This is a genomic window from Pseudomonas sp. S11P7 (assembly GCF_023195435.1).
Classification (GTDB): domain Bacteria; phylum Pseudomonadota; class Gammaproteobacteria; order Pseudomonadales; family Pseudomonadaceae; genus Aquipseudomonas; species Aquipseudomonas fluorescens_G.
In genome coordinates this window covers 3,414,025-3,426,845 of sequence record NZ_JALPKS020000002.1, presented here as the reverse complement: position 1 = coordinate 3,426,845, position 12,821 = coordinate 3,414,025, and the positions used below count along the sequence as shown (strand labels likewise).

5 protein-coding genes are annotated in these 12,821 nt (G+C 63.4%); 4 read left to right on the top strand and 1 reads right to left on the bottom strand.

Annotated elements, in window-relative coordinates; translation table 11 throughout:
* The first annotated feature begins 189 nt into the window (after nt 1-189).
* Entirely contained in the window at nt 190-1,362 is a 1,173-nt protein-coding gene (locus tag M0746_RS15705; protein WP_258449841.1) for an MFS transporter, read from the top strand.
* A gap of 107 nt (nt 1,363-1,469) precedes the next feature.
* Here the strand turns inward: M0746_RS15705 and M0746_RS15700 are convergent, their stop codons facing one another.
* Entirely contained in the window at nt 1,470-2,606 is a 1,137-nt protein-coding gene (locus M0746_RS15700; protein WP_258449840.1) for a cupin-like domain-containing protein, read from the bottom strand.
* A 129-nt stretch (nt 2,607-2,735) separates the two neighbouring features.
* On the opposite strand from M0746_RS15700, the gene M0746_RS15695 reads away from it, so the two are divergent.
* The 3 genes from M0746_RS15695 (at nt 2,736) to M0746_RS29510 (ending at nt 12,803) form a co-directional block, all read left to right on the top strand.
* Nucleotides 2,736-3,473 (top strand): thioesterase II family protein, encoded by a 738-nt coding sequence (locus tag M0746_RS15695; protein ID WP_258449839.1) that lies wholly within the window; start codon nt 2,736-2,738, stop codon nt 3,471-3,473.
* 244 nt (nt 3,474-3,717) lie between these two features.
* Entirely contained in the window at nt 3,718-5,868 is a 2,151-nt protein-coding gene (locus tag M0746_RS29515) for a condensation domain-containing protein (protein ID WP_446731335.1), read from the top strand.
* Nucleotides 5,869-5,885: 17 nt separating this feature from the next.
* A complete protein-coding gene (locus M0746_RS29510; RefSeq protein WP_446731334.1) occupies nt 5,886-12,803 on the top strand; it encodes an amino acid adenylation domain-containing protein in 6,918 nt (2,305 codons plus the stop codon).
* The last annotated feature ends 18 nt before the right edge of the window (nt 12,804-12,821 follow it).

Here is a 12,821-nt window from a genome sequence, read left to right as displayed (position 1 = left end):
CAGAGTTCATTTGGCGCAAAGGTCGAGGTGGTTTTGCTGGCGTCTTCGCGAGCAGGCTTGCTCCCACAGGGTTGGTGTACACCGCAAGTCCAAGGTGAGAGCGGCCTTTCACATTCCACCAACAATTGCGCGCTTCCCCCGCGCCGCGAGCCTATGGCAACGTGTCGGCCCTTGATGAGGCTGCAACCGATGGCGAATCCTTACCGCGAATTGTTCAACGCTCCCGGCGCGCGAAACTTTGTCCTGGCCGGAATGATCGCGCGCATGCCGATCTCGATGACCGGTATCGGCCTGATCACCATGCTTTCGCAACTCAAGGGCGGCTATGCGCTGGCCGGCGGCGTGGCGGCGACGTTTGCCCTGGCCACGGCGTTTTGTGCACCGCAGGTATCGCGGCTGGTTGACCGTTTCGGTCAGGGGCGGATTCTGCCGTTGTCGGCGCTGATCGGCGGCGGGGCGCTGTTGCTGTTGTTGCTGTGCACGCGGTTGCAGGCACCGAGCTGGACGTTGTTCGTGTTTGCCGCGCTGGCCGGCTGCATGCCGAGCATGTCGGCGATGGTGCGGGCGCGCTGGACCGAAATCTATCGCGGTCAGCCGCAATTGCAGACCGCCTATGCGCTGGAGTCGGTGCTCGATGAGGTGTGCTTTATCGTCGGCCCGCCGTTGTCGGTGGGCCTGTGCGTGGCGGTGTTCCCCGAGGCCGGACCGTTGGCGGCGCTGCTGGCGCTGGCCATTGGTGTGACCGCGTTTGTCGCCCAACGCAGCACCGAGCCGCCGGTGCATCCGCATACGGCTGAGCATCACGGCTCGATCATCGCCTCGACCGACGTGCAACTGTTGCTGGCGCTGATGATCGCCATGGGGGTGATCGTCGGTGTAGTCGATGTGGTCAGCGTCGCGTTCGCGCAACACCAGGGGCAACCGGCGGCGGCGAGCATCGTCTTGTCGGTGTATGCGATTGGCTCGTGTCTGGCAGGGATCGCCTTCGGCGCGATGCGTTCGAAACTGCCATTGCCGCGCTTGTTCTTGTACGGCGGGGTGGCGACGGCGGTGACCACGTTACCGTTGTTGCTGGCGAGCAACATTATCGGGTTGTCGGTGGCAATGTTCGTTGCCGGGTTGTTCTTTTCGCCGACGCTGATCGTGGCCATGGCCTTGATTGAGCGCATCGTGCCGCCGGCCAGATTGACCGAAGGCCTGACCTGGCTGGTCACCGGTTTGAGCATTGGCGTGGCGATCGGTGCGGCGGGCTCCGGCGCATTGGTCGATGCGTTGGGTGCGCGCAGTGGTTTCTGGCTGGCGATTGCTGCAGGGGCGGTGGTGCTCGGCGCTGCGGTGCAGAGCTTCCGCCATTTGAAATAGATCGCTTTCTGTAGGCGTGAGCCTGCTCGCGAAAGCGGTGTGTCAGTCAATATGATTGTGAATGAAAGACCGCTATCGCGAGCAGGCTCACTCCTGCAGGGGGCTTGTTACCAGCCCCGTCCCGAATTCACCCAGAAATTCACCGACAGCGATGTCGATACCGACTCCACCTGGTGGAACCAGCCCTCCGGCAGAAACAGCAGATCTCCAGCCTCCAGCGTCACCCGCAGAAACGGCACGTCACGTGCTTTGGGAAAGCGCTGGTAGTCCGGTGCGTCCGGATTGAAATCACAACCGTCCAGGCCACCCTCCGGTGCCGTTGACCACGTGCCCAGTGCCTCGCGGTGATGCGGCGCGGCGAGGGTGAAGGTCTTCTGCCCCCAGACCTGCGCGAACAGATTATCGGTGTCGTCGCGGTGCAGCGGGGTCAGCGTGCCCTTGGGCCCGATCCAGATGCGCGGCGGTATGAACTGCGAGGCATCGAAGTAGGGCGGGTATTTGATCTGTTGCAGCAGTTGCGCCGGGAGAATGTTGTTGCCCATGTAGGCAGGCGGCTCGCCATCTGCGCTTTTCGCCGCCGGGTGGTCCAGCGAGGCGATGAACTCGGCCATCGAGGTCGAGCGAAAATCCCGTTCGGTGGAGAACGTCTTCTTCACGTAATCGCCATGGCGGGTGATGCCTTGCAGCTCGGCGAAATGCACCAGCGACTCTTCGCGGCTGAGCTTGAACAACGGCCAGTCGTGCAGGGCATTGCTGATCACCACGGGAATGCCGTGCGGTAAGTAGTGGCGCTTGAATTCACTCACCGGGAGTTCGTCGCGCGTACGGCGTTGAACGCTGAGCTGGGTCGGCAGGCTGGCGGTCAGTTGTTCGCTGAAGCGCGGCGGGGTCGGGTAGCGCTTGTTCATATCGACTTTTTCAAAGGCCGCACCGCCACCGTGGCGAGCGTGATCGATGATCTGCGGCAACAGGGTCGCCAGGCCCATGTTGCCGCCGATCTTCAGGCGGCCGCTGGCGAACAGCTCTTCGACGTTGGCCATGCCGCCCATGATCCCGAGAAAATCCTGTTCCGCGACTTCGATGGTCACATCCGGGCTGGCGTGGAGGCCAGCCTCGGTGCGACTGCTGGCCTTGACCTCGGACCAGTAGGCCTGCTGCGGACCGAACACGAATTGAAACACGCCTTCGATGCCGACAGCGCCGGCATTGGCGAACAGTTTGCCGAGAATGCTCTGCAGGTCCACGGTGATCCCTCGTTATTGGTTTTGGCCTGAACAGTTAACGAGCATGCGTTTGGGCAATTTACTGGTCGGCGACTAATTTGCCCGGCAGGGCATCCGTTTCTCTCTCAAGATGATTTTTTCGAGGAAAGCGTGGTGACTCAGTTGACCCTGCTGTGCCTGCCATACTCCGGCGCCAGCGCCATGGTCTACAGCCGCTGGCGGCCGAAGTTGCCGCAATGGCTGCAGCTCAGGCCGGTGGAACTGCCGGGGCGCGGCGCACGATTTGACGAGCCCCTCCAGACCGATATGCGTGCCTTGGCGATGCAGTTGGCCAAGGAATTGCGCCCGACACTTGAAGCGCCCTATGCGCTGTTCGGCCATAGCCTGGGCGCCTTGCTGGCCTGCGAGATGGCCCATGCCTTGCCCGCGCTGGGCTGCCCGGAACCGCTGGCGCTGTTCGCTTCGGGCACAGCGGCGCCGACCCTGCGTGCCGATTACGATCGCGGCTTTGCCGAACCGAAAACCGATGCTGAACTGATCGAGCAACTGCGCACGCTCAATGGCACCAGCGAAGAAGTGTTGGCCAACGAAGAACTGATGAGCCTGACCCTGCCGATCCTGCGCGCCGACTTTCTGCTGTGCGGCAAATTCGAGCCGGTGCAGCGCCCACTGCTCAATTGCCCGGTGCACGTGCTCGGCGGCAAGGCCGACCGCGCCACCACCGAGCAGTTGATCGGCTGGAGCCAGGAAACCCGTGGCAGCTTTTCCGTGGACATGCTCGCCGGCGGGCACTTCTTCATTCATGAACACGAAGCCAAAGTGCTCAAGGTGATCAAGGATCAGCTGGAAAGGCATCACCGCCGCCACGCCGTCGCCGCAACCGCCTGATCAGCACCAAAAACCCTGTGGGAGCGAGCCTGCTCGCGAAGGCGTCGAATCAGTCGATATTGATGTCGCCTGATCCACCGCTTTCGCGAGCAGGCTCGCTCCCACAGGGGTTGTGTGTGTCCGCAAAAGCCCTCGGTAGTCTCGTCTGACAGTTGTTCGCATTCGCTAATTTTTCCGGTCTGCATTCGTTTTACAGGCATGACGTGCCTTTGTGCTTCCTGCCTACTGATCCGGATGCTGAGAAATGAATGCTGAAGACTCCTTGAAACTTGCTCGCCGGTTTATCGGGTTGCCCCTGGAAAAGCGCCAGATGTTCCTCGCGGCTTTGCAGAGGGAAGGGGTGGATTTCTCCCGGTTTCCGATCCCGGCCGGCGTCGAGGCCGAGGATCGGCAAGCGCTGTCCTATGCCCAGCAACGCATGTGGTTTCTCTGGCATCTGGATCCGCAGAGCGGCGCGTACAACCTGCCGGCCGCGGTGCGTCTGAGCGGGCGCCTGAATCAACCGGCGCTGGAGCAGGCGTTTGCCAGCCTGATCGAACGCCACGAAACCCTGCGCACAGTCTTTCAACAGCAGCCCGACGACAGCCTGCTGCAAGTGCCACTGCAACAACCGCTGGATATCCAGCGCATCGACCTCAACACCTTGCCGGCTGCCGAGCGCGAACTGCGCGTCGCGGCGGCGGCTGAAGAGCAGTCGCTGTTGCCGTTCGATCTGGCCAACGGGCCACTGCTGCGCGTGCGCTTGCTGCAGCTGGCCGAAGAGGAACACGTGCTGCTGCTGACCCTGCACCACATCGTTTCCGATGGCTGGTCGATGAACGTGTTGATCGACGAGTTCTGCCGCTTCTACGACGCCCACGATCAGCGGCAAGAGGCCGAATTGCCGCCGATGCCGGTGCAGTACAGCGATTACGCGCTGTGGCAACGGCGCTGGCTGGAGGCTGGCGAGCAACAGCGTCAGCTCGATTACTGGCTGGCCCAAATGGGCGACGAGCATCCGGTACTGGAATTGCCGCTCGACCGACCGCGCCCGGTGTTGCCGAGCCATCGCGGGCGGCGCCACGAGCGCGTGGTGGACGCAGCACTGGTCGAGCAACTGCGCGGCGTGGCACGCCAGCATGGCGTCACGCTGTTCATGCTGCTGCTCGGCGCCTTCAATGTTCTGTTGCACCGTTACACCGGGCAGACCGACCTGCGCGTCGGTGTGCCGATCGCCAACCGCAACCGTCGCGAGATCGAAGGGCTGATCGGCTTCTTCGTCAACACCCAGGTGCTGCGCGTGCAGCTCGACGCTCAGACGTCATTTACGGACCTGCTCGGCGCAATCAAGGAAACCGCGCTCGGTGCACAGGCGCATCAGGATCTGCCGTTCGAACGTCTGGTTGAAGCGCTGAAACTGGAGCGCAGCCTGAGTTACAACCCGCTGTTCCAGGTGATGTACAACCATCAGCCGGAAGTCGCTGACGTCACGTCGCTCAAGGTTGGCAGCGGTCTGGAACTCGGTGTGATCGAGTGGGAAAGCCGCAGCACTCAGTTCGACCTGAGCCTGGACACCTACGAAAAGGCCGGCCAGTTGCATGCGGCCTTCACCTACGCCAGCGACCTGTTCGACGGCGCCACCATCGAACGCATGGCGCGGCACTGGACACATTTACTGCACAGCATCGTCAACGATCCGCAGCAGCGCGTCGGCGAGATCGCTTTGCTGCAGGCGCAGGAACTCGAGCAACTGACTCAGGACTGGGGCCGCCACGACGCCGTCTGGCCCAGCGCGCGTGCGGTGCATGAGCTGTTCGAAGCGCAGGCCGCGCAGACGCCGAACGCCATCGCGCTGATTTTCGACGGCCAGCAGCAGACTTACGCACAGCTCAATGCCCGCGCCAATCGTCTGGCTCGAACGCTTGTGGCGCAGGGCGTGGGGCCGGAAGTGCTGGTCGGCGTTGCGCTGGATCGGGGAATGGAGCTGATCGCGGCTATTCTCGCCGTCCTCAAGGCTGGCGGCGCGTACGTGCCCCTCGATCCGCAATACCCGCGCGAGCGCCTGCTGTGCATGATCGAAGACAGCGGCAGTCGCTTGCTGCTGAGCCAAAGCCATCTGCTTGAGCGTCTGCCGGTGCCGCACAACGTGCGCAGCCTGTGCCTCGATCAGGCCGAGGCCTGGGCGTGCAGCGACGACAGCAATCCGCAACGCACGGTGTGGGCGGATAACCTCGCGTATGTGATGTTCACTTCCGGGTCCACCGGCCGCCCCAAAGGCGTCGGCATCAGCCACGGCGCGTTGAGCAAACATGCCTTCGCTTCGCAGCATTACTACGGTTTGAACGCCGCCGATCGCGCTCTGCAATTTGCCACGTTCAACTTCGATGCCTTTGGCGAGCAACTGTTTGGCCCCTGACCTGCGGCGCCGCGGTCGTGTTACGCGGCAACGAAGTCTGGGACAGCGAAACCCTGTATCGCAACATCGTCGAGCACGGCATCACGGTCATGGACTTGACCACCGCTTACTGGAACATGATCGCCAAGGAGTTCGCCGCCGCCGGCCCGCGTGATTACGCCGGGCTGCGTCAGGTACACAGCGGTGGTGAGGCGATGCCGCCAGAAGGTGTGCAGGCCTGGCGCGAGGCCGGTCTGGAGCACGTCAGGTTGCTCAACACTTACGGCCCGACCGAAGCCACGGTCACCGCGACCACCCTCGACTGCTGCGATTACCTTTCCGGTCTTCAGCCATTGCCGCTGACCCTGCCTATCGGTCAGCCGTTGCCGGGGCGGCATGCGTACCTGCTGGATGCTGACGGTCAGCCGACGCCGATTGGCGTGGTCGGCGAGTTGCTGATTGGCGGTGAGTTGCTGGCGCGTGGTTATTTCCAGCGTGCGGACCTGACCGCAGAACGTTTTATTCCTGATCCATTTTCCACCACCGGTGCACGGCTTTACCGCACGGGTGACCTTGCGCGTTTCAATGCCCTGGGCCAGATCGAATATGTCGGTCGCGTTGATCATCAAGTAAAAATCCGTGGCTTTCGTATCGAGTTGGGCGAAGTCGAAGCGCGTCTGCTCGAACTCGATGCCGTGAAAGAAACCGTGGTGCTGGCGCTGCAGGGCGCCAGCAGTCTGCAACTGGTGGCCTACGTGGTGCCGACCGACGCTGACGTGACGGCGGCGTCCAGCGAAGATCAAGGCGCCGCGCGGGAAGCGATCAAAGCGCAACTCAACAACCGCCTGCCGGACTACATGGTGCCGACGCAGCTGTTGTTTCTCGAATCACTGCCGCTGAGCCCCAACGGCAAACTCGATCGCAAGGCGCTACCGGCGCCGGACGCCAGCCAGATGCAGCAGGCGTTTGTCGCGCCGCGCAGTGAACTGGAGCAGAAAATCGCCGCCATCTGGCAGGACGTGCTCAAACTCGAACAGGTCGGTCTGACCGACAACTTTTTCGAGCTGGGGGGTGATTCGATCATCTCGATTCAAGTGGTCAGCCGTTCGCGTCAGGCCGGCATTCATTTCAGCCCGCGCGACCTGTTCCAGCACCAGACCGTGCAAGGGCTGGCCAGCGTTGCCCGGCAGGGCGACGCGGGTGTGAATATCGATCAGGGCCCGGTCAGCGGGGTGTTGCCGTTGCTGCCGGTCCAGCAGACGTTTTTCGCCGAAGACATTCCCCAGCGCCATCACTGGAACCAGGCCGTGCTGCTGCGCAGCCACCAGTCCCTGAATGCCGACGCACTCTCACAGGCGCTGAATGCCTTGCTGGCGCAGCATGATGCGTTGCGTTCGCGCTTCGTCGAGGATGCCGATGGCTGGCGTGCGGAAGTCGCACCGGTGGCGGTTGAGCCTGAACTGCTGTGGACCGCTGACCGTCTCGACGCCGACGCTCTGCAAGCGCTGTACGCCCAGGCCCAGCAAAGCCTGAACCTGCAAAACGGCCCGCTGCTGCGCGGGGTGCTGGCGACCGTCGCCGATGGCAGTCAGCGTCTGTTATTGGCCGTGCATCACCTGGCGGTGGACGGTGTGTCGTGGCGGATTCTGCTGGAAGACTTGCAACAGGCTTATCAGCAAACGCTGCAAGGCGCGGCGATCAGACTCCCGGCCAAAACCAGTTCGTACAAAGCCTGGGGCGAACATCTGCAAACCCATGCCGCGACCGACGCGGTGCACGCCGAGCTGGGTTTCTGGCAGCAGCAACTCGACGGCGCCGCGCTGGATCTGCCCTGCGACAACCCGCAGGGCAGCCGGCAAAGTCGCTACGCGCAGGTGCTGCACAGCCGCCTCGACAAAACCCTCACCCGGCAACTGCTGCAACAGGCGCCGGCGGCGTACCGCACACAGGTCAATGACCTGTTGCTGACGGCGCTGGCGCGGGTGATCTGCCGCTGGAGCGGGCACGCCGACGCGCTGATTCAACTGGAAGGTCACGGTCGCGAAGACCTGTTCGACGACATCGACCTGACCCGCACCGTCGGCTGGTTCACCAGCCTGTTCCCGGTGCGCCTGACCCCGGCTGATTCGTTGCCGGCTGCGATCAAGCAGATCAAGGAGCAACTGCGCGCGATCCCCAATAAAGGCATCGGTTTTGGTGTGTTGCGTTACCTCGGCGATGACACGGCGCGAGCCGCGCTCGAAGCGCTGCCGGTGCCGCGCATCACCTTCAATTATCTCGGCCAGTTCGATGGCAGTTTCGACGCTCAAGAAGGGGCGCTGTTCAGCCCGGCCGGCGAACGCGCCGGGCCGGAGCAAAGTCTTGAGGCACCGCTGGATAACTGGCTGGGCGTCGAAGGCCAGGTCTACGACGGTGAACTCGACCTGCGCTGGACCTTCAGCCGCGAACAGTTCAACGAGGCGACCATCGCCCGCCTGGCCGACGCCTACAGCGCTGAACTGCAAGCGCTGATCAGCCATTGCTGCCTGCCGGACACCATGGGCGTCACGCCCTCGGACTTCCCGCTGGCGCAGATCACGCAGGCACAACTGGATGCGATTGCCGTACCGGCCGCCAGCATTGAAGACATTTATCCGCTGTCGCCGATGCAGCAGGGCATGCTGTTCCACACGTTGTACGAGCAGGGCACTGGCAGCTACATCAACCAGCTCTGCGTGGACGTCGACGGCCTCGACCCCGAGCGTTTCCGTGCCGCGTGGCAAGCCACCCTGGACGCCCACGACATCCTGCGCAGCGGCTTTCTCTGGCAGGGTGAATTGCCGGAACAACTGCAAATCATCCATCGCCGTCTCGAATTGCCATACACCGTGCTCGACTGGCGCGCGCGCACCGACATCGCTCAGGCGCTCAAGGATTTCACGGCTGCCGATCTGGCGCAGGGCTTCGATCTGAGTGCGGCTGGACTGCTGCGTGTCACGCTGATTGAAGTCAGCGATCAGCGTCATCATTTGATCTTCACCAATCACCACATCCTCATGGACGGCTGGAGCAGCGCGCAGATGCTCGGCGAAGTGCTGCAGCGCTATGCCGGGCAGCAACCGCCGCGTCCGCTGAGCCGCTACGCCGACTACATTCAGTGGCTGCAACGTCAGGACGGCGCCGTCAGCGAAGCGTTCTGGCGCACACAACTGGCCGACTTGCACGAGCCAACCGTGCTGGCGCAAGCGGCGGCGGGCGCGGGTGAAGTGCGTGCCGAACGCGGCCATGCGCTCCAGCATTACTCGCTCGAGGCGCTACGTACGCAACGCCTGAACGAATTCGCCCGGCAGCAGAAAGTCACTGCCAACACCTTGGTGCAAGCCGCATGGCTGCTGCTGTTGCAGCGTTACACCGGCAGCGCGTGCGTGGCGTTCGGCACCACCGTGGCCGGGCGCCCGGCGGAGCTGGTCGGCATCGAGCAGCAGGTCGGCCTGTTCATCAACACCTTGCCGGTGATCGCCGGTTCGCGCCCGGATCAAAGCGTAGCTGCGTGGCTGGCGGCGGTGCAGGCGCAGAACCTCAGCCTGCGCGAGTTCGAACACACGCCGCTGGCGAACATTCAGCGTTGGGCCGGGCAGGGCGGTGAGTCGCTGTTCGACACGCTGCTGGTGTTCGAAAACTTTCCGATTTCCGCCGCGCTGCAGCACGGCACCGCGCAAGGCGTGGTGTTTGGTGAAGTGAGCAACCAGGACCAGACGCACTACCCGCTGACCGTGGGCGTGACGCTGGGCGAAACCCTGACGCTGCACATGAGTTTCGATCAGGCGCATTTCAGCATCGCCACGGTTGAGCGCTTGAGCGCACAACTGCTGCACTTGCTGGAGCAGTTCGCCGAATCCGCCGAGCGTCGTCTCGGTGAAATCGCCTTGGCCAGCGCAGATGAGCATGCGCGGCAGATATCTGCCAACCAGACGCAGGCTTACCCGGTCGATCTCGCCGTACATCAACGCTACGCGCGCCTGGCGGCGCAACAGCCGGATCGCACCGCAGTGATCTTCAACGGCCAGCATTTCAGCTATGGCGACATCGACGCCCGCGCCAACCGTCTCGCCCATGAACTGGTGGCGCGTGGGGTGCGCGCCGAAGTGCGTGTCGGTGTCGCGCTGCCACGCAGCGAAGGCTTGATCGTCGCGCTGCTGGCGGTGCTCAAGGCGGGTGGCGCTTACGTGCCGCTGGACACCAGCTACCCGCGTGAGCGCCTGGCGTACCTGATGGAGGATTCAGGGCTGGCGCTGCTGCTGAGCGATTCGCGGGTGACGGCGCAATTGCCGATCGCTGACACACTGACCGTGCTGGAACTTGATCACCTCGATCTCAGCGCGCACCCGGCGCAGGCGCCGAGCGTTACGCTGGATCCGTGCAACCTCGCCTACGTGATCTATACCTCGGGCTCCACCGGCAACCCGAAAGGCGTCAGCGTCACCCACGGCCCGCTGGCCATGCATTGCCTGGCAATCGGTGAGCGTTACGAAATGCGCGCCAGCGATTGCGAATTGCATTTCATGTCGTTCGCCTTCGACGGTGCCCACGAGCGCTGGTTGACCAGCCTGACCCACGGCGGCTCGCTGCTGATCCGCGACGACAGCCTGTGGACACCGGAGCAGACGTACAACGCAATGATCGAACACGGCGTGACGGTGGTCGCGTTCCCGCCGGTGTATTTGCAACAACTGGCGGAACACGCCGAGCGCGTCGGCAATCCGCCGAAGGTGCGCATCTACTGCTTCGGCGGTGATGCGGTGGCCAATGCCAGTTTCGAACGGGTCAAGCGTGCGCTGAATCCCGAGTTCATCATCAACGGTTATGGCCCCACCGAAACCGTGGTCACGCCGCTGATCTGGAAGGCCGCTCGCGGTGAGTCCTGTGGTGCCGCGTATGCGCCCATCGGCAGTCGCATCGGTGATCGTAGCGCTTATGTGCTGGACGCCGATCTGAACCTGTTGCCGCAAGGCATGGCCGGTGAGCTGTATCTGGGCGGCAGCGGTGTGGCGCGGGGTTATCTGAATCGCCCGGCAATGACCGCCGAGCGGTTTGTCGCTGACCCGTTCAACCGCCGCGGTGGCGTGCTCTATCGCACCGGCGACCTGGTGCGCCAGCGCGCCGACGGTACGTTCGACTATCTGCAGCGTATCGACAATCAGGTAAAAATCCGCGGGTTCCGCATCGAGCTGGGCGAAATCGAGGCGCGTCTGCAAGCCCTCGACGGCGTGCGCGAAGCGGCGGTCGTGGCGCAGGAAAGCGCCGGCAGCAAACGGCTGGTCGCGTATGTGATCAGCGACTCGCCGCGCGAGGATTTCACCGAACAGCTGCGTGAACAGCTCAAGGCAACGCTGCCGGCGCACATGGTGCCGGCCTACGTCGTGCGGCTGCAACGCATGCCACTGACACCCAACGGCAAGCTTGACCGCAAGAACCTGCCCCAGCCGGATGTCAGCCAGCTGCAGCAATTCTACGTTGCGCCGCACGGTGCTCTGGAGGAGCAACTGGCGGTCATTTGGCAGGACGTGCTGAAGCTTGAGCGTGTGGGGCGCAACGACAACTTCTTCGAGCTGGGCGGCGATTCGATCATCTCGATTCAAGTGGTCAGCCGTGCGCGGCAGGGCGGTTTGCGCTTTACCCCCAAAGACCTGTTCCAGCACCAGACCATTCAGGCGCTCGCCGCCGTGGTGCAAAGTGGCGAACCGCTGCAACCGATCGATCAGCAACCGGCGACCGGCGCAACGGCGCTGCTGCCGATCCATCAGTGGTTTTTCGCCCAGCCCATCCCGGATCGTCATCACTGGAACCAGTCGGTGATGCTCAAACCGGCGCAGGCGCTGGACGCACAGGCGCTGGAGCAGGCACTGGATGCGCTGGTGGCGCATCACGACAGCCTGCGTCTGAACTTCATCGAACAGGCGCAAGGCTGGTCGGCGCACTACCGCGATGTCGCAACGCAAGCGGGCGAAACCGTTCTGTGGCAAGCCGAGGTCGCTGATCTGGCGGCGCTTGAAGTGCTGGGCAATCAGGCCCAGCGCAGTTTGCAACTGAATGACGGCTCGCTGATTCGCGCGGTGCTGGCAGATCTTGCTGACGGCACGCAACGGCTGTTGCTGGTGATTCACCACCTGGTGGTGGATGGCGTGTCGTGGCGGATTCTGTTCGAAGACCTGCAAAGCGCGTATCGGCAGATTCTGAGCGGGGCGGCCGTGCAGTTGCCGGCCAGGACCAGTGCCGTCAAGGCCTGGGCCGAGGCGCTGCAAGGTTACGCCGCGAGCGCGTCGTTGCAGACCGAACTGGGGTTCTGGCAGCAACAGCTGCAAGGGGCCCCGAGTCAATTGCCCTGGGACAACCCGCACGGTGGTCAGCGACATGATCAGGCGCAATCGATCCGTACGCAGCTGGACAAAACCCTGACCCGGCAGCTGTTGCAGGAAGCGCCGGCGGCCTATCGCACGCAAGTCAACGATTTGCTGCTGACCGCACTGGCACGGGTGATGGTGCGCTGGACCGGCGCAGACAGTGTGCTGGTGCAACTGGAAGGCCATGGCCGCGAAGACCTGTTCGACAACGTCGACCTGACCCGCACCGTCGGCTGGTTCACCAGCGTGTTCCCGGCACGCCTGGCACCGGTTGCCGACCTCGGCGCCTCGCTGAAACAGATCAAGGAACAGCTGCGCGCGATCCCCGACAAAGGCATCGGTTTCGGTGCTCTTGCGCACCTTGGCGACGCCGCTGTGCAACAAGCGCTGCAAGCCTTGCCGCAACCGCGCCTGACCTTCAATTACCTCGGCCAGTTCGACGGCAGCTTCGATGCCGGCGCCGACGCCTTGTTCGTACCGACCAGCGAGTCGGGCGGGGCAGAGGTCAACCTGGCCGGCCCCTGGGCAGCCCGCTGGCGCTGGACGGCAAAGTCTTCGGCGGCGAACTCGACCTGAGCTGGACCTTCAGCCGCG

Excerpts from the sequence above, each read along its gene's own strand:
- M0746_RS15705 (WP_258449841.1), top strand. The coding sequence starts at position 190 with ATGGCGAATCCTTACCGCGAATTGTTCAACGCTCCCGGCGCGCGAAAC.
- M0746_RS29515 (WP_446731335.1), top strand. The coding sequence starts at position 3,718 with ATGAATGCTGAAGACTCCTTGAAACTTGCTCGCCGGTTTATCGGGTTG.